Here is a 21,536-nt window from a genome sequence, read left to right on the forward strand (position 1 = left end):
ATTAAACAAAAAATTGAGATAATTTTGTCTTTGCAAAGCATCGGTTTTGTTTTTTAGTCGGCAAAACAAATTTACTTAACCTTTGCTTTGTATTTTTAATACTCAAACTAGCAACTTGAATTAATTAATATTTTAAAAAATAATGTTACAATAAGACAAAATTTTATAGCACAAAATCCAAACTTTTATAATCTCACTGTAGAGAAGCGAACAGAATTATTAAATGCTTCTTTAGATTTAGCTGAAATTAATTATTTCTTTCCAATACCTTTACCTTCTTCAGGATTGCAAGCGGGACCAGATTGTGTCAATGGTTTTAAAAAGGCTAGAAAGAGATGTCAACGAGATTTTGGTACATGTACGCTTGGAGCTTTAGTTTCAGCTTCTGCTCCTCCTTTTTGGCAGGGATTAGTAGTGGAAGCACTATGTGTTGTTGCAAAATTAAATTGTGATGACGATGCCGAAGAAGATTATAATGATTGTGTTCTAGAAGAATTTATTCCTGGACAATTACCCCCTGCAACAGGAGAGCTAACAATACATTGTGATAAATTTGCAGATACTTGTTGGACAACAGACTCAAATGGTAAATATGTTAAAACATTAAAATAATTCTAAATTTAATGAGTATAATGAAAAAATATATAGAGGCAATTATTATTACGTCCATTTGGGCTTTATCTCAAATTATGGATTATATATACGAAAGAAAATATACTTTATATTTTTTCTTTGCTTTTTTGATTTTGGTAACTCCGGTAATAATTTTTAGCATGATAAAACGAAGAAGAGAAGATAAACTTAATGGAACAAAAGAGTTTCAATCGTCCCTTTATAGATTACTATTTATTGGAGTCGCAATGCTAGTTATTTATTTTGTAACGATACAGTATATGTAAAACTTTTTTAGAATATGTTTTTGGAAAGAAAAGGCAGCTCACATGAGCTGCCTTTTTGATTTATAAAATGTTAATTTTGAATAAATTCTATAGAAATGGTATAATTATGTTTTATATGATAAAATAATTACTATTTTTGCACCCGTTATCACGAATCTCGTAAAGAGATAGCAACCTGCAACAACGAGCAAGGTGCTAAAACGATAAGCCAAATCCTTTGGAAAAAATGTTGTCATTCGCATTGCCATTTCAGATTTGCTTGTCGTTGTAAATGTTTCATTTTATAATTTACTTTATGACAAAACTCAGTAAGAAAAAAGGAAATGCAGTAGCTTTAATTCCTTTATTTGTTTTTATTTTTACCTTTTTAGGAGTCGGAATTGCCCTCAATGACTTTTATGCATTTCCATCCCCAGTTGCCGTTCTGATTGGGATTGTTGTTGCTTTTGTACTTTTTAAATCTTCTACAGACGAAAAAGTAGATACCTTGATTGCAGGTTGTGGCGAAAGCAAAATCATGACTATGTGTATTATTTACTTGCTTGCAGGAGCTTTTGCAGTGGTAAGCAAAGCTATGGGAGGAGTAGATGCGGTCGTGAATCTCGGAATTAATACCATTGATGCGGCTTATTTTCCTTTAGGAATTTTTTTGATCTCAGCTTTTTTATCCACTGCGACAGGGACTTCGGTGGGAGCAATTGTGGCTTTGGGGCCAATTGCCGTGAGCTTGGCAAATGCCAGTGGTAGTTCACTGCCACTTATTTGTGGTTCTTTGTTAGGCGGTGCTATGTTGGGCGACAATCTCTCGATGATTTCGGATACTACGATTGCAGCAACGCAATCTTTGGGTTGTGAACTCAAAGATAAATTCAAAATTAATTTATTTATTGCTTTGCCAGCTTCGATAATTACGATTGCAGTTTTGTTTTATTTAGGTTTTAATTCTGAAATTCAAGCAGTTGAAATTCCGAAAAATGCTTTTAACTGGATTACCATTGTACCTTATGTTTTAGTAATTGTTTTGGCTTTATTTGGCGTGAATGTATTTTCAACCTTGATTATCGGGACTTTGTTGGCGGGAATAATTGGCTTTTTTAATCATCAGTTTACACTTTTAGTTTTTGCACAAAAAGTATATGAAGGTTTTACCAGTATGACAGATATTTTTATTCTGTCGATGCTTTCTGGCGGATTGGCGGCTATGGTGGATAAAGCGGGCGGAATTGATTTTATCTTGCACCAGATAAAAAGACGGATCAAAAACAAAAGAAGCGCTCAGGTTGGAATAGGAACTTTGGTAGGTTTGACCAATTTGGCGATCGCTAATAATACAGTTTCGATCGTGATTACAGGCGGAATTGCCAAAGAAATTAATGATGAATATGAATTAAACCCAAAAAAAACAGCCACTATTATGGATATTTTTTCGTGTCTGGTACAAGGAATTTTGCCTTATGGAGCACAAGTTTTATTGTTGCTCAATTTTGCTGGTGGAAAATTAGGTTTTATTGATTTGGTGGGCAATGCGTGGTATATTTTATTTTTGTTTATATTTACTATGATTGCCATTTATAGTACCTTTTGGGATAAATGGGTAGAGAAAATCTTTAAGGTTTAAAAAGTATTGTTTAAAGGTTATTGTAATTGCTGTTTTTTTAAAAAGGGAATTGTTCTATATTTGACAAGTCGTTCATAGCCCTGATAGAAGTGGAAATCCTTTTGTGTTTTTTCTTTAAAAACATAAAAGATTGAAGCGGATAGCAGGAATAGCTACTAAATAAAAATAAAAATTAATTTTGAATATGAAATTACTAGAAGGAAAAGTTGCCATTATTACAGGAGCTAGTCGTGGAATTGGGAAAGGAATTGCTGAAGTTTTTGCTAAACACGGCGCAAATGTGGCATTTACATACAGCTCATCTGTAGAATCTGCGCAGGCTCTAGAAGCAGAATTGAATGGTTTGGGAGTTAAAGCAAAAGGATACCAGTCGAATGCTGCCGATTTTAACGAAGCGCAGACTTTTGTTGAAGCTGTTTTGGCTGATTTTGGTACTGTAGATATCTTAATAAATAATGCCGGAATTACAAAAGATAATTTGTTGATGCGCATGTCTGAAGCAGATTTTGATCAGGTTATTGATGTGAATTTAAAATCGGTTTTTAATATGACAAAAGCGATTCAGAAGACTTTTTTAAAGCAACGTTCGGGTTCTATCATTAATATTAGTTCTGTTGTGGGAGTATCTGGAAATGCGGGTCAGACGAACTACGCAGCTTCAAAAGCGGGAGCTATTGGTTTTACCAAATCGGTAGCTTTAGAATTGGGTTCGCGTAACATTCGCTGCAACGCGATCGCACCAGGTTTTATCGAAACAGAAATGACGGCTAAACTAGGAGAAGATGTAGTAAAAGGCTGGAGAGAAGGAATTCCTTTGAAACGTGGCGGAACTACTGAAGATGTAGCAAATGCATGTTTATTCTTAGCCTCAGATATGAGTGCTTACATTACAGGACAGGTTCTAAATGTTTGCGGAGGAATGCTTACCTAATAGTTTACAGTGTTCAATTTTTGAGTATTCAGTAAATTCAATCTGAAAAAGAATAAAGAGAACACGTTTGTTATAATTCAATTTTTAAATTCTGATCACTAAAAACTGATTACTGAACACTAAATATATATGACTACAAACACGATTTTATTATTATTACTTTCTATAGTAATAGCGGGTGGTTTGTCGTATTCTCAATATTTTTTTAAAGTCAAAAACCATTCAAAAGTGAATGTGTTTTTGGCTTTTTTACGTTTTTTAGTCATTTTTGCCTTGTTGGTTTTGCTCATAAACCCCATAATGACCAAAAATAAGCTGGAGATTACCAAAACACCTCTGGCAATTGCAGTCGATAACTCGAGTTCGATTGTAGCTTTACAATCGGATAAAAAAGTTAATGAATTGTACCAAAAACTGATATCGAATTCTGCTCTTCAGGAAAAATTCGAAATTCAGTCCTATCAGTTTGATGCCGATCTGAAACCTTCTGATCAATTTGATTTTAAAGGAAAGCAAACTAATCTGGATGCAGTGGCAAAAAACTTAAAAAGTATCAATAAAAACCTGATTTTCCCAACGGTAATTATTACCGACGGAAATCAAACGACGGGTAACGATTATGTTTATCGTTTTGACCCTCAAAATAAAATTTATCCTCTGGTTGTGGGAGATACAACCACTTTTTTTGACCTGAAAATTAATCAGCTTAACGTAAATAAATACGCTTTTCATAAAAATAAATTTCCAGTTGAAGTTTTTCTGCAATATTCGGGTGATAAAAACACAAATGCTGATTTTGCTATTATGCAAGGAAATACGGTAGTTGTGAGAGAGAAAGTCAATTTTTCGAATACTAAAAAAACGGCGACATTGAATGTGCTTTTGCCGGCTGATAAAGTAGGTTTGCAAATTTTTAAGGCTACCATTTCTTCCAATGTAAAAGAGAAAAATAGTTACAATAACAGTAAAAATTTTGCTGTCGAAGTGATCGATCAAAAGTCTACTATTGCCATTGTATCTTCGATCAATCACCCCGATATTGGAGCTTTGAAACGTTCGATCGAAACAAATGCGCAACGCAAAGTAATATTGGTTAAACCCAATGAAATAAGTAAATTGGATGATGTTGCTATTTTGGTTTTGTACCAACCTAATACTGCTTTTAAAGGTATTTTTGATAATGCAAAATTGGCCAGTACCAATACTTTTATCATTACGGGAACTGGTACCGATTTTAATTTTTTAAATCAGCAGCAAAATAGTCTAGTTTTTAGAATGAGCGGTCAAAAAGAAGATTATTTGGCCGAGTTTCAGTCGCAGTTTAATTTGTTTGCGATTGATAATATAGGTTTTGAAAATTTTCCGCCGTTGCAAAATTTATTTGGCACAATTACGACCAATACAAGCGTTTCGGTTTTGCTTTCTTCAAAAATTAGAAATGTAGCTACCAATTCACCTTTGTTGGCTTTCGCCGAAAATCAAGGCAAACGAACGGCTTTTTTATTGGGCGAAAACAGCTGGAAATGGCGTTTGCAGAGTCATATTGACAATCAATCATTTGAAAAATACGATGTTTTTGTAGATAAAATAATTCAGTATTTGGCTTCGACAACCTCTAAGAAATCTTTGGTGGTAACGCATGAAAATTTTTATAATTCGGGAGAAGCAATTGTGATCAACGCACAATATTTCAACAAAAATTATGAGTTTGATGACAAAGCCAGGCTTACAATAAAAGTCACTAATACCGAAACGAAGCAAGTCAAAAACTACGATTTATTAAAAGGAAATAATTCTTTTTCAGTAAATTTGGATGGTTTAACGGCAGGAAAATATAATTTTTCGGTAAAAGAATTGAACACCAATACAGTTTATTCGAGTCATTTTGAGATTTTAGATTTTGATATCGAAAAGCAATTTGTAAATCCGGATGTAAAAAAGCTCCAGCAACTGGCATTGCAAACCAACGGAAACACCTTTTTTGAAAATCAGGTTGATAATTTGGTTCAGACGCTTTTAGAAAATAAGGAATACAAATCGATAGAGAAGAACATCTCAACCAAAACGCCTTTGATTGATTGGATTTGGTTATTGATTTTAATTGCTGCTTTATTGACGACCGAATGGTTTGTTAGGAAATACAATGGGTTACTGTAACTAGTTACAAAGGTTCAAAGTTTTTTACTGAACTTGAAATAAAAAGCAAACAAACAAAGAACAAATGGATTTCCGCCTAAAAGTATTCTACACGGTTGCGCTCCGCCTTAATTTTACCAAAGCGGCAACCGAATTGTATATCTCGCAGCCAGCGGTTTCCAAACACATTCAGGAACTCGAAGAAACCTATAAAACAAAACTTTTTGAGCGAAATGGTTCTAAAATCGCCTTGACTCCCGCAGGAGAAATTCTTCTAAAACACACCAAAAACATTTTTGAAATTTACAGAGAAATCGATTTTGATATGAGTTTCTTTAGCAAAGAACGTCAGGGTTTGTTGCGTTTGGGGGCAAGTACAACAATTTCGCAGTATGTTATTTCGCCGGTTTTGGCGGGCTTTCATCAAAAGCAACAAAATATAAAGGTCAATTTGCTCAACGGCAATACCGAGCAAATTGAAAACGCTTTGATCAATAAAGAAATCGAAATCGGAATTGTAGAAGGACAATCTAAAAATCAATCGATAAAATACATTCCGTTCTTAAAAGACGAATTGGTTTTGGTTTGCAACAGCAAAAATCCGTTGGTACAGCAAAGCAAAATTTCGCTTGACGATTTAAAAGCAATGAAATATGTTACGCGAGAACGTGGTTCAGGAACACTTGAAGTTATAGAATTTGCTTTAAAACAAGTTGGTTTAAAAATTGCAGATTTACAAATCGAAATGCAATTGGGAAGTACAGAAAGCATAAAATCATATTTATTAAATTCGGATTGTTTGGCCTTTATGTCAATACATGCAGTATCTAAAGAGCTTACAAATAATGAGTTGATGGTTCTGGATGTCGAGAATTTAGAAATAGAAAGATATTTTTACATTATCACTTTATTAGGAAAATCAGATGCTTTGTCTGAACTTTTTATTCAAAATATAGGGAATCACTATAATTTAAAGTTATAGTCAATTGTTTTTTAAGATTGGTAAATAACAAGTAAACGACTGATCTTTGTAATAAAATATAAAAGTATCTTATTTTGAAAACAAAGCCACAGCATACTGCAAAACATTTATTTGAAATTAACCTTTTGAGTCAACAAATTATTTTTGGTTTGGTGATTCTACTGTGTTTATTTTCGCTGATTTCTCCTCCAGTAGCTTTATTATTGGGAGTGTTTTTGGTGAATTTGTTTGGAAATCCATTTGTAGCATTCAATCATCGTGCGATTACTTTTTTATTGCAATTTTCGGTTGTGGGTTTAGGTTTTGGAATGAATGCCGTTGAAGCTGTTTCGGCAGGAAAAGAAGGTTTACTGCTTACCATTTTCTCCATTTTCAGTACTTTGTTTTTCGGAACTCTATTAGGAAAGTGGTTTGGAACCGATAAAAAAACATCTCATCTCATCTCTTGCGGAACCGCAATTTGCGGAGGAAGTGCGATTGCAGCGATTTCACCTGTTATTAAATCAAACGAAAATCAGACTTCTATAGCTTTGGGCGTGATTTTTATATTGAATTCGATTGCTTTATTTGTCTTTCCTTTTATCGGTCATCAACTCGATTTGTCGCAAAAAGAGTTTGGTTTATGGTGTGCCATTGCCATTCACGATACGAGTTCTGTAGTAGGTGCGGCCAATAAATATGGTGCCGAAGCTTTGCAGATAGCCACAACAGTAAAACTGGCGAGAGCGTTATGGATTATTCCGATTTCTGTCGCAACCGCTGTAATTTTCAAAAATAAAAACAGTAAAATAAAAATTCCTTATTTTATCGGTTTGTTTATTTTGGCCATGCTTTTAAATACCTACGTACCTGAAATCTCGAGTATAGCACCGAAAGTAGTCACTATTGCCAAAATTGGTCTGACGATCACTTTATTCTTAATTGGCGCTACTTTAAATCTAAATACTTTAAAATCAGTAGGAGTGAAGCCTTTGCTTCAAGGTGTTTTCCTTTGGATATTTATCGCAGTTTTAGGTTTGATTTCAATTATGTATATCGGCTAATTGTAAACTGTAAAAACTTTTTTACACTCAATAATTGATCAATTTTTTTGGCTACAGATTAAGAGATTATCAGAGATTAGTGCGCGAAAATGTTTTCAAGCTGTCGCAAATCTTTATCTTTTTGCAATTCGGTTGTTAATACATCTGATTCTTATATGATTTATTTTATATTCGAAAATTTCACAACTGGCTTTCCTGTAATATTATACCATTTTCCGTTGAAAGAAAGTCTTTTTTCGATTACAAAATTAAATTGCTTTTTGGTCTTAGCCATTGCGCTTACTTCCACAGGCATATCGACCTCATAGTCATCTTCAGTACCTTTTGCCTTTCTATACGAACCGGTTGTTGTAATAACAAAATCTCTAAAAAATTTCTTGTTATTATCGGTAACAACTTTGTAGGAACTCGACCATTCTGAGCTACTGCTATTGGATAATGTAAAATTCGGCACTTCCATCAGAGGTTGATACTTTCCGTCAAAACCTACAATGAGATAGAGGTATCCGGAATACGCGCCGCCAGCACCACCGTTGGAGTGTACCAAAGTAAAAGCATATTGGTCTTGCCCAATTTCTACCAATTTAGGTTTAGGAGCTTGAGAAAAAGCACCAAAAGCAGCGATTGCTGGTTGAAAAGACCTCATTTCCCAAACATTAGCATTTTTTGTAAACTTGGCAAGACCAATAAGTCCACCAGAAAATCTGCCTGTTTGCAATCCGTCTTCATCGTATCCAGAATGATTAAAGAGTAGTAATTTAAATTGATTTCCTTTTGAATCTGAATAATCAATATTATCCAGAATCCTTGTCGCAACGCCTCTTTCATAAGGAAAATTTTGATCTCCTTCAACACCATTGACGTCGGTATACAAAGCTGTTTTACAGTTTTTACAATTCCAACTTATAAAAGTATTATAGTCAGACAAGGTATATACTTTGCCTGGAAATAACTTTTGCATCGTTTTTACCGCATCCAGAGGATCAGCTACTTTCAGTTGCCTTTTAGTATTTAATATCGTATCGCTAACGTTTTTTAGTTGTACAATATCGTCTTGTGCAGTGCAAAAAGTAGTAAAAATCAAGAAGAGAATACTCGAACCAATTAGGCGCATATATTAAAGTTTAGAGTAAAAATAAAACGAATTTACAAAGAAACTTTCAATGCAAAACCATATCAGCAGTAATGTTGTTCAATAAATAGTGATTAAATTAACATAATCTTAATTGAGATGCTTTCAAATGATGTTCAAATCAAATAAATTTGCAGGAAATAAAAATTTGCAAATGAAAAATTTAAAAATGAAACCAAAACTAATTGCGGTTTTTGCGTTAGCTATTGGCTTTTTGACATTGTCTTGGGGAATTGTTGGTCACGAGCGCATCAACAAAGCAGCAGTAATGGCTTTACCACAGCCACTACAAGTGTTTTTTTACAATCACATCGATTTTATTACACAGGAAGCTTCCGTGCCGGATATTCGCAAATATGCGCTAAATTATAAAGACGAAAATCCAAGACATTACATGGATTTAGAAAACTTTGGAAACCTTGATAGTTTACCACAGACTTTAGAGGCTGCCAAAAAGAAATACGATGCCAAATTCTTGAACGATAACGGAATCTTGCCTTGGTATATCGAAGACATGATGGTAAAACTAACAAAGGCTTTTAAAGACAAAAATAGAGCCGAAATTATTTTTCTTGCAGCAGATTTAGGTCATTATATAGGCGATGCGCACATGCCATTGCATACTTCTGCCAATCACGATGGGCAATTGACCGATCAAAAAGGGATTCACTCCCTTTGGGAAAGCAGATTACCAGAGTTATTTGTCAAAAATTACAAATTAAATGTACCTCAGGCGCATCATTATGAAGACGTGCATAAAGCGATCTGGGACATGATTTACGACACGCATACTTTGGTTGACCCATTATTGGCCGTAGATAAAAAACTAAGAACTACTACTCCCGAAAATAAAGTTTTTGTAGTCGATGCCGATGGTAAAGTGGTTAAAAACAAATACAATGGCGCCAAATTCTCAGACGAATACGCAGAGAAATTGCACACTGAGCTAAACGGAATGGTCGAAAAACAGATGAAAAAAGCCATCGAAGCCACGGCAAGTTTTTGGTATACAGCCTGGGTAAACGCCGGAAAACCTGATTTAAGCGATCTGGATGCTAAGGAAGTAACCAAAAGAAATTGCAAAGCTTTAAAACAAGACTTAAAATTATTTCAACAAGGAGATTTATTCGGAATGAAAAATCAAAATGACTAAATAATAGTTTGCTATTTGATACAAAAGCCTTTGAGATATTGATTTCAAAGGCTTTTATGGTTTTATATAAATCATTCAAAAAATACTTTCACCTCAAATATTTAAACTTTGTAAGTATGTTTTCAGGAGCTATTTCCTGCTGTCCGCTGTATCTTTTTATTTTTAAAGAAAAAATAAAAAGGATGCCGCTTCCATCAGGGCTAGGGCTTTAGGTTTCATTAGAAAAAATCTGGAATTTATAGCTTTTGTGATTCCTTTAAAAATTCCTATTTTTGCACTCTAAATTTTATGTCATGCCGAAGAGAAAATACAAAATAGCCGTTATTCAATTGAATCTTAACGACGTTGCCGAAAATAACCTTAAAAAATGTATCAGTTGGGTAAAAGACGCTGCAACAAAAGGGGCAGAAGTTATTTTATTACCAGAATTATATAGCAGTCATTATTTTTGTCAAAGCGAAGATGTAGACAATTTTGCTTTGGCAGAACCACTTTACAGTACTTCGTTTATTGCTTTCAGTGCATTGGCAAAAGAATTAGGAGTGGTGATTATTGTTCCTTTCTTCGAAAAAAGAATGGCCGGAATTTACCACAACAGTGCCTACATTATCGATACAGACGGAACTGAAGCTGGATTGTACAGAAAAATGCACATTCCGGATGATCCTTATTTTTACGAAAAATTCTATTTTACGCCGGGTGATTTAGGCTTTAAAGCTATCGAAACTCAAAAAGGAAAAATAGGAACGCTTATTTGTTGGGATCAATGGTATCCTGAGGCAGCTCGTATTACAGCGCTAAAAGGTGCCGAAGTACTTTTTTATCCAACTGCAATTGGCTGGCATCCGAAAGAAAAAGAACAATACGGAGAAAATCAATATGGAGCTTGGATGAACGTAATGAAAGGTCATGCTGTGGCTAATGGCGTTTTTGTGGCAGCGGCAAACCGAATTGGTCTAGAAAAATATATAGAAGGAACAGATGGAATTCAGTTTTGGGGAGCTTCGTTTATTGCAGGTCCGCAAGGTGAAATTTTGGCACAAGCTTCTCACGATCAGGAAGAAATCTTAATTGCCGAAGTCGATTTGGACTTGCAGGAAAATGTGCGTCAGAACTGGCCATTTTTTAGAGATAGAAGAATCGATGCTTTTGGCGATATTACCAAAAGAGCTATCGATTAATTTATTTTTCGGTTTTATAAAAACAAAAAGGACAAAATGTAAAAATTTTGTCCTTTTTTTATTCAAAGTTATTGAATATTATTTTACTTTAAAAGTAACTCTTCTCACGATTTGACGTGCTTCGTTAGAATTTTTATTCACAGAAGTGTCTTCACCATTTGCAATAACATTTAATCTAGAAGCATCAATTCCAGCATCAATAGCAATTGATTTAACTGATTCAGCTCTTTTTCTTGATAATTCAGTATTATAGCTTGAACTTCCAATTTCATCTGAATAACCAATAATATCAGCAGATTTACCAGGATTATTTTTCAAGTATTTAACTATAAAATCTACACCAGACAATGAAGCATTTGTTGGTTTTGAAGCGTTAAAGTCAAAGTAAACATTTACATATCCACCGTTAATTAATTCTTCTACAGTACTATTTGTAGCACCTTTACCGTTTTGTCCGTATGTTTTTTCTAGATAACTTTCTAATTCATCGGGAACACCATTTTGATTGGTATCAATTGCTTGTCCTTTAGTATTGACAGCTACTCCGTTAACAGAGTTTGGCTCTAAATCGTACAAATCTGCAACACCATCTTTGTCTGTATCGATAAGACCCGTTTCAATTGTTGTCACTCTGTCTTCCAAATTATTTAATCGCTCATTTTCTTCAGAATACCAGTCAGCATGTTTTGTATTTTTACCTAAGTAAAATGTCAGACCAACAGAAGCGTTTAATAGTACACCATCAAATGAACCTGTAGAAGTCGGTGACATTCCGTCAAAGTTGTGGTTTTGTCTTCCGTTAACAATTCCGGTTAAATCTCCGGTTAAAGCAACCCTGTCGCTCAGTCTAAGTTGTCCTGTAAGTCCCAAAATTCCATTTCCCATATAATCTTTACCATCAAAACCATTGTCAGATGTTAATTGAGAAACTCCAAATCCACCATGTGCCAAGATACCGATAGTATTGGTCCATGTTTCAAAATTTAAAGCTCTTCCAATATTCACAACTCCCTGCAAACTTGTTCTGATTGATCTGCTTTCAAAAGGAGCGGTTTCATCACGTTCCTGAAATTGATCATATCCAACATCCAGTTTCAAACCAAATTTAGGATTGAACATATACCTAACGCCTAAATCAGCGTGGAAAGGATTAAGTGTAGCAGTAGCGTAACCAGGAGTCATTGTTCTGGTTGGTTTGTTGATACCACCATTTAATTCAAGAGACCATTTATTGTATGCAGGTTTTTCAATGGTAGTCCTCGTAGTTGTTGTAGTCATATTTTGTGCATTTGCAGCGAATGCAAGTAACAAAAGTGATACGGATGCTAATTTCTTTTTCATGTCAATCTATTAATTTAAAATTTGTATTTAAGTTTTCTTAAACTTGAGACAAACTTACCTTAATGATGTAGCAACATTGTTTCATATAGTCATTGTGATATTATATAATTCCCATCAAAAGCGATATTTTACTAAGATTTTGTTAAATTAAGTACAAAAGGAGATCAAATAAAAAAGGATCAAATTTTCATTTGATCCTTTTTCTCCAAAAAAATAAAAAAAAACTATTTCAAATCGGGCTGATAGATTTTAATAACACCATCGCCTTCGCTGCTTACTATTACTAAACTTCTTTTGGTTGGACTCTTAGAAGCGGGAATAAAAAGAAGACCTTCTGGCGCATCTCCTGTTTTTACTGTTTGTAAATATTGAGGAGAAGCCGGATTGGTAACATCATAAGTCAAAAAAGCATCAGATCTTTCTACTCCTACAAATAAAATGCTTTGCGTACCCATTTTGGCAACAACTACTGCTTCTGGCTCAGAACCTTTGTCATCACTTCTTTTATCATCATAAGTTCCAAATTCTTGCGATTTTTTGTCTAGATCGTTTTTGCTATCGTACACAATTTTTCCGGTATTTCCATTCCAAATAGAGAAAGAGCGCGCTCCAAAACTTACCATTTCATCCAAATCACCATCGCCGTCAGTGTCTCCCATATCAGCAATAAGGTTCAGTCTTCCAAGATTGGTTTCTAATTTTAAAGTAGCTGCATCTGGAAAAACGCTAGCATCCAGTTTAACGTCTTTCATTCTCTTGATGTCGCTGTAGGCATTATATTCTCTTGCATCGCCTTCATTTGCAGTTACAAAATAAGGAGTGTTATTTACAGAAAAATGACTAATAGCGTCGGGCATATACATCCCTTTTACTTTCCAAGGGCTGAAAGCAACTTTATCATCTTTATCACTCACATCAATTCCGTTTTCGGCAGTATTAAAATCTTTAAAACCTAAAGGAAAAATAGCTGTAATGGTTTTAGAGGCCAAGTCAACTTTTGCAACACCGTTATTTTCCTGCATAGTTACCCATGCCGTTTTAGAATCATCAGAAATCGTAACGTATTCTGGCTCAACATCGGCAGCAAATGAAATGGCAAAACTCGAAATTCTAAAACCATCTTTTTTCAAAGTAGACAATTGTGTGCTAAAAGTAGCAAAATCTAGAGTCGTTACGGCATAATTATTGGTCACTTCAATGATCGAAATCGTTCCGTTAGGATCTTGTGTATACGTGGTATTTGGTTCGCCTTCATTGGCAGTCATAATATATTTTCCGTCAGGCGAAAAAGTAACCATGTCTGGTAAGGCACCTACCGTGATTTGTTTGATTACGCTGTAATCGGTAGTATTAAAAACAACCACTTTTCCGTTGGCTTGCTTATTTACGGTAGATTCTAAAGCAACGGCCAGCTTTCCATCAAAAATTGCAACGCTGTTCGAAGCACCTTCGTAAGAAGTTAAATCTATTTTTCCTATTTTGGTTGGTTTTGTAGGATCGCTCAAATCAATCACATCAATCTGATTGGTACCGCTGTTATTTACTGTAAAAAGTTTCTTCGTTTTTTCATCATAAGCAGTAATTTCTGCAGCTCCTTCACCACCAATTGCAATAGAACCAATCTCTTTAAAAGTGGCAGGATTTTCATTAACAACAACTTCTGGTTCTTGATTTTTTGGATTATCATCATTATTACAACTTGCAAAAAGTGTAATTAATGCCAATAACGAAAGGATAATTTTCTTCATTTTTTTGGTTTTGTTTAGTGATGCCAAAAGTAATCTGTCAATGGCGGGTGTATATTAAGTGTTCATTATTTAATCTTTAAATTAAATTGTAGATTTTTTTTTTGAGAAAGCATCATTTGTACCTTTTCTCTTTTTTAATAATGATTCTGAATGATTATCTTTGTGGTCTTTCTAATTTTAGAACCTCTTTATGTCAACAAACAATAGAAGATTTCCAGCAGAATGGGAAAAACAACAAGGAATTGTGTTGTGTTTTCCGCACAATGGTAACGACTGGCCAGGAAAATATGAAGCCGTTCAATGGGCTTTTGTAGAATTTATTAAAAAAGTTGCGACTTTCGAAGCCGTTTTTTTGGTCGTAGCCGATGAAAAACTAAAGGAAAAAGTTGCAGAAATGCTCGAAAGAGCCCGCGTAGATAGTGCAAAAGTTTCTTTTATTATTCATAAAACTAACAGAAGCTGGATGAGAGATTCAGGGCCAATTATTGTAAAAAAAGGTACTAAAAGAGAAGCTTTAAACTTTAATTTTAATGGCTGGGCGAAGTACAAAAACTATCAGTTAGATAAATTGGTACCTTCTAAAATAGCTGATTTTATAGATGTTCCGCTCACGCAGGTGATGTATAAAGGAAAACCGGTAATTGTAGAAGGAGGTGCAATTGATGTCAACGGAAAAGGAACGTTATTGACTTCTGAAGAGTGTTTAATGCATCCAAGTATTCAGGTTCGAAATAAAAATTTCACCAAAGAAGATTATGAAGCCGTTTTTAAAGAATACCTTGGAGTTACCAATGTAATTTGGCTTGGAGACGGAATACAAGGTGATGATACCCATGGCCACATTGACGATTTATGCCGATTTGTAAACGAAGATACGATTGTTACAATTGTAGAAACAGATAAAAATGATGCTAATTATAAACCTTTACAAGACAATTTAAAACGTTTGCAAAGCGCAAAATTAGAAGACGGAAAATCACCAACAATTGTAGCGTTGCCGATGCCAAAACGTGTCGATTTTGAAGATTTAAGGTTACCAGCCAGTTACGCTAATTTTTTAATTTTGAATAATTGTGTTCTTGTTCCAACATTTAATGATAGCAACGATCGTGTGGCATTAAATATTTTATCAGAGTGCTTTCCAGATAGAGAAGTTATCGGCATCAGCTGTATCGATTTTATCTGGGGATTCGGGACATTGCATTGCTTGAGTCAGCAGATTCCAGCCTAATATTTTTTGGCCACAGATAACACAGATTAAACGGATTTTCACAGGTTTAAAACCTGTCTCGTTTAATGCCAAAGTTTGTCATTTCCACGAAGGAGAAATCTCCGCAAGTAACTCCGCAACGAAAATCCAATCTTTGTAGAGCTTCTCGTGGAAATTTCTCCTTCGTAGAAACGACATAAAATGAGAAAAAATCATTTTAATCATTTTAATCTGTGGCAAAAAAACAAACAAAAAACCTCGAAAGTGATTTCGAGGTTTTATTTTATCAATCAATTTTATTCTCTCTTCATGGTCTGATAAATGGCGGTAACAATTGACTGCTAACTTCTCCAAAGCCAAGTCGCACTTCGGCATTTTCGCAGTAACCTCTAATGATTACAGTATCATTATCTTCGATAAATTTACGTTCACTGCCATCTTTCAATTTTATCGGGTTTTTTCCACCCCAAGTAAGTTCTAGCATCGAACCAAAACTATCAGGAGTAGGGCCAGAAATGGTTCCGGAACCCATCATATCGCCAGAATTTACGCGACATCCGTTAGACGTATGATGCGCTAATTGCTGTGCCATTGACCAATATAGATACTTAAAATTTGATTTTGAAATAATGGTTTCTTCTTTATTCAAAGGCTGAAGCGAAACTTCTAAATGAATATCAAAAGTTTTTTTGCCTTTTGTCTGTAAATAAGGAAGCGGAGAAGGATCTTGCTTCGGACCTTTTGTTCTAAAAGGCTCCAACGCATCCATCGTTACAATCCAAGGAGAGATTGATGTAGCAAAGTTTTTGGCTAAGAACGGACCAAGAGGCACGTATTCCCATTTCTGGATATCGCGAGCGCTCCAGTCATTCAATAAAACCATTCCGAAAATATAATCTTCGGCTTCATACGTTGGGATATTTTCTCCCATTACATTTGCATCTGTGGTGATAAAAGCAGTTTCCAGCTCAAAATCTACCAAACGAGACGCACCAAAAACAGGCAATTTTTCGCCATTTGGCAATGTTTGTCCCATTGGGCGATGTACCGGAATTCCAGACGGTACAATCGTAGAACTTCTGCCGTGGTAACCTACCGGAATGTGTAACCAGTTTGGTAATAAAGCATTTTCCGGGTCACGAAACATTTTGCCGACATTGGTTGCATGTTCTTTACTCGAATAAAAATCGGTGTAATCACCAATTAAAACAGGCAATTGCATCTCGACATCATCTATGTTAAAAATAACAATATCGCGATCTTTTGCAGAATCTCTCAGTTGCGGGTTGGTGGCATCAAAAATGTCAGCAATACGATTTCGAACCAAACGCCATGTTTTCTTTCCATCAGAAATAAAATCATTTAGCGTGTCCTGCATAAACATATCATCTGTCAAATCTATTCCTGCAAAATAGTTTAATTGTTGTAAAGCCCCTAAATCGATAGCATAATCGCCAATTCTGGTTCCTACTGTAACGACATTTTCTTTGGTAAGAAATACACCGAAAGGAATATTTTGAATAGGGAAGTCACTATTTTCTGGTACTTCTAACCATGATTTTCTTTTGGTATCGTTGGCGGTTATTGGCATGTGAATGTTAATTATTTGTTGAAAAATTACTTGTCAAATATATCATAATCTAACTGTATGGCAAACGTTTTTTTGTATTTTTGCAGGAAATTAACGAAAAACGAAAAAATGCAACGCGACGAACAAATTTTTGACCTTATACTAGAGGAACAAGACAGACAAATTCACGGATTAGAACTTATCGCTTCTGAGAATTTTGTAAGTGATGAAGTAATGGAAGCAGCTGGTTCTGTTTTAACCAACAAATATGCTGAGGGATATCCCGGTAAAAGATACTACGGCGGTTGCGAAGTAGTAGACGTTATTGAGCAAATTGCAATTGACAGAGCCAAAGAATTATTTGGTGCTGAATATGCAAACGTGCAGCCTCATTCAGGTTCTCAAGCAAATACAGCAGTTTACCACGCTTGTTTAAATCCTGGAGACACTATTTTAGGGTTTGATTTATCTCACGGTGGTCACTTAACTCACGGTTCTCCTGTAAACTTTTCTGGTCGTTTGTACCGTCCGGTTTTTTACGGTGTAGATGCAGAAACAGGTCGTTTGGACTATGATAAAATTCAAGAAATTGCAACAAAAGAACAACCAAAATTAATCATCGCAGGGGCTTCGGCTTATTCTCGTGATATGGATTTTGCACGTTTCAGACAAATTGCAGATAGCGTAGGAGCTATTTTATTTGCTGATATTTCTCACCCTGCAGGTCTTATCGCCAAAGGATTGATGAATGACCCGATTCCACATTGCCATATTGTTTCTACAACAACGCACAAAACACTGCGCGGTCCACGTGGAGGTTTGATTTTGATGGGGAAAGATTTTGAAAATCCACAAGGTTTAAAAACGCCAAAAGGCGACATCAGAATGATGTCATCTTTGTTAGATCTTGCGGTTTTCCCAGGAAATCAAGGTGGTCCATTGATGCATATTATCGCTGCTAAAGCGGTTGCTTTTGGTGAAGCGCTAAAAGATGAATTCTTTACTTATGCGATGCAATTGCAAAAAAATGCAAACGCTATGGCGGATGCTTTTGTAAAAAGAGGCTACAATATTATCTCTGGCGGAACAGACAATCACATGATGCTTATTGATTTAAGAAATAAAAATATTTCGGGTAAAGAAGCAGAAAACGCGTTGGTAAAAGCAGAAATTACGGTTAACAAAAATATGGTTCCATTTGATGATAAATCACCATTTGTAACCTCAGGGATACGTGTAGGAACCGCTGCAATCACAACTCGTGGTTTGGTTGAAGAAGACATGGAAACAATCGTAGCACTTATCGATAAAGTTTTAACAGATCATACCAATGAAGCTATTATCGAAGAAGTGGCAAATGAAGTAAATGAAATGATGAGCGAAAGACCGATTTTCGTATACTAAATATTAGTCATAAAGTCTTAAAGTCGAAGGTTAAAAGTCTTGAAATGGAATATAAATTTCTATTTTAGTTTTGATCTTCGACTTTTTTGACTTTACAACTTTATGACTTTATGACTTTCTAACTTTAAGACTTAAAAAATGGGCGTACTAAGATTACAATTGCCAACCGACCCAAGATGGGTAAATATTGTTGAAAAAAATATTGAAGAAATCTTGACCGATCATGCGTGGTGCGAGCAAAAAGCAGCAACAAACGCAATTACCATTATCACCAATAACTCAGAACATCAGGATTTGGTAAAAGATCTATTGGCTTTAGCCAAAGAAGAAATCGATCATTTTGAGCAAGTTCACAATATCATTATTAAAAGAGGACTAAAACTTGGTCGCGAACGCAAAGACGATTACGTAAACGAGCTTTATTTATATATGAAGAAAAGCGGAGACGGCAGCCGTGTTTCGGGTTTGGTCGAAAGACTCCTTTTTTCGGCCATGATCGAAGCCAGAAGCTGCGAACGCTTTAAAGTTTTATCTGAAAATATTCAGGACGAAGAATTAGCCGTTTTTTACAGAGATTTGATGGAAAGCGAAGCAGGTCATTATACCACTTTTATCACCTACGCCAGAAAATACGGAGTCGGAATTGACGTTGAAAAACGTTGGAGAGAATGGCTCGCATTCGAAGAATCAATCATTACCAATTACGGTAAGGGTGAGACTATTCACGGGTAGCTTTTTGTTTTAGATTTTCTTTGTGTCAGGTTGAAAAAGTTACGTATTATTATAAATCCAGCAATGAGTTTGAAATCTAAAATTCTTCACATTTACCCGCTTTTCACCCCATAAAAGTATTCCTTTTTTATATCATTATGATTACAATTTTAGAAGCTTCTTTAAACGATATTACTACGATTCAAAATATTGCATACACAACTTGGACCATTACTTATGACCAAATTTTATCAAAAGAGCAATTAGATTATATGTTAGACCTCATGTATTCTGACGAAGCTTTAACGATTCAATTTCATAAAAAAAAGCAATTATTTTATTTGATTTTGGATGATGAAACGCCTTTAGGTTTCATCGGAATTGAGCATCATTACAATGATCAATTGGTAACTAGAATTCATAAAATATATCTTTTACCAGAAACACAAGGAAAAGGAATTGGTAAAAAAGTGATAGATGAAATCGCTAAAATGGCATTAGAAAACAATTCAACCGCTTTGTCATTAAACGTAAATCGTTACAATACAGCTTTAACTTTCTATAAAAAAATAGGTTTTGAAGTTATAGATGAAGTCAATATCGACATCGGTAAAGGGTTTTTGATGGAAGATTATGTGATGGAGAAAAAATTATAATCAACTTACAATCACATCATGCTTAAACAATAATCCTTTCAATTCTTTCAAAGCAAAAACTGCTTTCTTTAGTTTGGTTTTAGAAGGATCAATAGTGTAATTATAACTGGTTTTAAAGTCGGCTTTATTAGCAATGGCTTTGTTAAATTCTGATCGGTACAAATCACAATTGTCAAAAAGCACGCTTGTAAGATCGGTTGCCATAAAGTCAACGGCAATCAAACTACAATGGGTAAACGTGGTTCCTTTTAGTTTTAAGGTGTAAAATTTCGAAAAATCAAGCGTACAATTGTAAAAATGGACTTCAAAAATCAATTTGTCACACATCGCAAAATTCACATCTTTAATTTCGCAATCATTAAAAGTTACAGTTCGAAAAGCGACATAATTGATTTTGGCTTCCGAAAAAATGCAGTCATTAAAAACGCAATCAATAAAAGTAACAGCGACAAAAGTACAGTTCGAAAAGTTACAATTATTAAAAACACAACACTCAAAATCCTTAAAATCAAGATCGTCTTTACAGTAAGTAATAGAGTTGTATTCTTTATCAAGGAAATATTCAGACGCTTTTTTCAAAGTTGTATTTAATGGTGATTTTGGGTCAAAAGGTAGTAAATATCAAGGTTATTTAATGTTTTTTTGTGATTCATTATTTTCTTCTCTTTCAAAATTAATGTAGTTTTACCGGTGAGCTTTATTAAATAGTCAACTAATTTTTTTATGATGAATACCAAAAAAGTAAAGGCAGTTGCTTACGGAGAAGTACTTTGGGATGTTTTTGAGGACAAAAGAATGATTGGCGGAGCACCTCTAAATGTTGCTTTGCGGATGAAAACTTTGGGTTGTGAAGCAGCCATGATAAGCTGTGTAGGAAAAGATGAAGACGGGCAAGCCATTATCAATTATATCGAAAATGCAGGACTTGAAACCACGGGCATTATGCAGTCGGAAGATTTTCCTACCGGATTGGTGAATGTTGTGCTAAACGAAAAAGGATCCGCTACTTACGAAATAAAATATCCTGCAGCCTGGGATAAGATTTTGCTCAACGATTTTGCCAGAAAGACTGTAGAAAATGCCAATGTTTTGTTGTTTGGCAGTTTGGTATGCAGGGATAAAGTATCGAGATCTTCGCTTGACGAATTGCTTCAAAAAGACATTTACAAAGTATTTGATGTTAATTTGAGAAAGCCACACTATTCTTATGAAATGCTGGAAAAATTAATGCTTTCTGCCGATTTTATTAAATTTAATGACGATGAATTATTAGAAATAAGTGCTTTTATGAAATCGCCTTTTTCCAGCTTAGAAGAAAACATCTATTTTATAGCAGAAAATACGCAAACCACTGCCGTATGTGTTACCAGAGGATCTCATGGCGCATTGCTTTTATGGAAAGGACAGCTTTATGAAAATGAGGGATATACCATAAAAGTGGCAGATACAGTAGGAGCTGGCGACTCTTTTTTGGCAGCTTTAATCACTTCTTTACTCACCGGGAAAGAACCTCAAAGCGCAATTGATTTTGCCTGTGCAATAGGAGCATTGGTGGCTCAATCGGTTGGAGCAAATCCTGTGATCTCCGATGCTGAAATAGAAAATTTGATTCAGTCTCATCGTTAGATTTTCCTCATTGAGATTTCTAAAACCTTAAATAAAGTGTTGTTTAAGGTTTTTTTTATGAATTTAAGAAAAGAGTTTTAAAAAGTAATCAAAATAATTAATGGATGCAGTTTTTACGTAAACGGTCTCTAAATTAATTCATTACACGATCAGAATAGTAAGACTTTTATGGTACGAAAAAGAGATTAAAAAAAA

18 protein-coding genes and 1 riboswitch are annotated in these 21,536 nt (G+C 34.8%); of the genes, 13 read left to right on the forward strand and 5 right to left on the reverse strand.

Annotation, left to right across the window (positions count from 1 at the left end):
- Positions 1-285 precede the first annotated feature (285 nt).
- From J3495_RS13015 to J3495_RS13040, 6 genes are all read left to right on the forward strand, one after another.
- Entirely contained in the window at positions 286-612 is a 327-nt protein-coding gene (locus J3495_RS13015) for a hypothetical protein (RefSeq protein WP_210666979.1), read from the forward strand.
- Positions 613-1,039: 427 nt separating this feature from the next.
- A riboswitch (SAM-I-IV-variant riboswitch) is annotated at positions 1,040-1,136 on the forward strand.
- 58 nt (positions 1,137-1,194) lie between these two features.
- Positions 1,195-2,517, forward strand: coding sequence for a Na+/H+ antiporter NhaC family protein (locus J3495_RS13020; protein ID WP_210666980.1), 1,323 nt, complete (start codon positions 1,195-1,197; stop codon positions 2,515-2,517).
- Between the two features lie 184 nt (positions 2,518-2,701).
- Positions 2,702-3,448: a 3-oxoacyl-[acyl-carrier-protein] reductase gene (gene fabG, locus J3495_RS13025; protein WP_210666981.1), complete on the forward strand. Its 747-nt coding sequence runs from the start codon at positions 2,702-2,704 to the stop codon at positions 3,446-3,448.
- A gap of 129 nt (positions 3,449-3,577) precedes the next feature.
- On the forward strand, positions 3,578-5,605 hold the full coding sequence (locus J3495_RS13030; RefSeq protein WP_210666982.1) for a hypothetical protein: 2,028 nt from the start codon (positions 3,578-3,580) through the stop codon (positions 5,603-5,605).
- A gap of 64 nt (positions 5,606-5,669) precedes the next feature.
- On the forward strand, positions 5,670-6,566 hold the full coding sequence (locus J3495_RS13035; protein WP_210666983.1) for a LysR family transcriptional regulator: 897 nt from the start codon (positions 5,670-5,672) through the stop codon (positions 6,564-6,566).
- 74 nt (positions 6,567-6,640) lie between these two features.
- Positions 6,641-7,609, forward strand: coding sequence for a YeiH family protein (locus J3495_RS13040; protein WP_210666984.1), 969 nt, complete (start codon positions 6,641-6,643; stop codon positions 7,607-7,609).
- Between the two features lie 160 nt (positions 7,610-7,769).
- Here the strand turns inward: J3495_RS13040 and J3495_RS13045 are convergent, their stop codons facing one another.
- The gene (locus tag J3495_RS13045; protein ID WP_210666985.1) at positions 7,770-8,723 is read right to left on the reverse strand and encodes a glycoside hydrolase family 68 protein; all 954 of its coding nucleotides are present in this window, start codon (positions 8,721-8,723) and stop codon (positions 7,770-7,772) included.
- A gap of 172 nt (positions 8,724-8,895) precedes the next feature.
- On the opposite strand from J3495_RS13045, the gene J3495_RS13050 reads away from it, so the two are divergent.
- Positions 8,896-9,894 (forward strand): S1/P1 nuclease, encoded by a 999-nt coding sequence (locus tag J3495_RS13050; protein WP_210666986.1) that lies wholly within the window; start codon positions 8,896-8,898, stop codon positions 9,892-9,894.
- Between the two features lie 293 nt (positions 9,895-10,187).
- On the forward strand, positions 10,188-11,075 hold the full coding sequence (locus tag J3495_RS13055; protein WP_210666987.1) for a carbon-nitrogen hydrolase: 888 nt from the start codon (positions 10,188-10,190) through the stop codon (positions 11,073-11,075).
- Between the two features lie 78 nt (positions 11,076-11,153).
- Here the strand turns inward: J3495_RS13055 and J3495_RS13060 are convergent, their stop codons facing one another.
- Positions 11,154-12,416 carry an OmpA family protein gene (locus tag J3495_RS13060; RefSeq protein WP_210666988.1) on the reverse strand — a complete coding sequence of 421 codons (1,263 nt, stop codon included), beginning with the start codon at positions 12,414-12,416 and terminating at the stop codon, positions 11,154-11,156.
- Positions 12,417-12,640: 224 nt separating this feature from the next.
- On the reverse strand, positions 12,641-14,164 hold the full coding sequence (locus tag J3495_RS13065) for a choice-of-anchor I family protein (RefSeq protein ID WP_210666989.1): 1,524 nt from the start codon (positions 14,162-14,164) through the stop codon (positions 12,641-12,643).
- Between the two features lie 190 nt (positions 14,165-14,354).
- Between J3495_RS13065 and J3495_RS13070 the strand changes: the two genes are divergently transcribed.
- Positions 14,355-15,395, forward strand: a complete 1,041-nt coding sequence (locus J3495_RS13070; RefSeq protein WP_210666990.1) for an agmatine deiminase family protein — start codon at positions 14,355-14,357, stop codon at positions 15,393-15,395.
- A gap of 286 nt (positions 15,396-15,681) precedes the next feature.
- On the opposite strand, the gene fahA is transcribed toward J3495_RS13070, so the two are convergent.
- Positions 15,682-16,965: a fumarylacetoacetase gene (gene fahA, locus J3495_RS13075; RefSeq protein WP_210666991.1), complete on the reverse strand. Its 1,284-nt coding sequence runs from the start codon at positions 16,963-16,965 to the stop codon at positions 15,682-15,684.
- A 108-nt stretch (positions 16,966-17,073) separates the two neighbouring features.
- Between fahA and glyA the strand changes: the two genes are divergently transcribed.
- From glyA to J3495_RS13090, 3 genes are all read left to right on the forward strand, one after another.
- Entirely contained in the window at positions 17,074-18,348 is a 1,275-nt protein-coding gene (gene glyA / locus J3495_RS13080) for a serine hydroxymethyltransferase (RefSeq protein ID WP_210666992.1), read from the forward strand.
- A 138-nt stretch (positions 18,349-18,486) separates the two neighbouring features.
- Positions 18,487-19,080 carry a tRNA-(ms[2]io[6]A)-hydroxylase gene (miaE, locus tag J3495_RS13085; protein WP_059117297.1) on the forward strand — a complete coding sequence of 198 codons (594 nt, stop codon included), beginning with the start codon at positions 18,487-18,489 and terminating at the stop codon, positions 19,078-19,080.
- A gap of 137 nt (positions 19,081-19,217) precedes the next feature.
- On the forward strand, positions 19,218-19,715 hold the full coding sequence (locus tag J3495_RS13090) for a GNAT family N-acetyltransferase (RefSeq protein ID WP_210666993.1): 498 nt from the start codon (positions 19,218-19,220) through the stop codon (positions 19,713-19,715).
- On the opposite strand, the gene J3495_RS13095 is transcribed toward J3495_RS13090, so the two are convergent.
- Positions 19,716-20,294, reverse strand: a complete 579-nt coding sequence (locus J3495_RS13095) for a pentapeptide repeat-containing protein (protein ID WP_210666994.1) — start codon at positions 20,292-20,294, stop codon at positions 19,716-19,718.
- A gap of 144 nt (positions 20,295-20,438) precedes the next feature.
- Between J3495_RS13095 and J3495_RS13100 the strand changes: the two genes are divergently transcribed.
- Positions 20,439-21,341, forward strand: coding sequence for a carbohydrate kinase family protein (locus J3495_RS13100; RefSeq protein WP_210666995.1), 903 nt, complete (start codon positions 20,439-20,441; stop codon positions 21,339-21,341).
- Positions 21,342-21,536 lie beyond the last annotated feature (195 nt).

It is taken from the genome of Flavobacterium geliluteum, from assembly GCF_017948595.1.
Classification (GTDB): Bacteria; Bacteroidota; Bacteroidia; order Flavobacteriales; family Flavobacteriaceae; genus Flavobacterium; species Flavobacterium flavipigmentatum.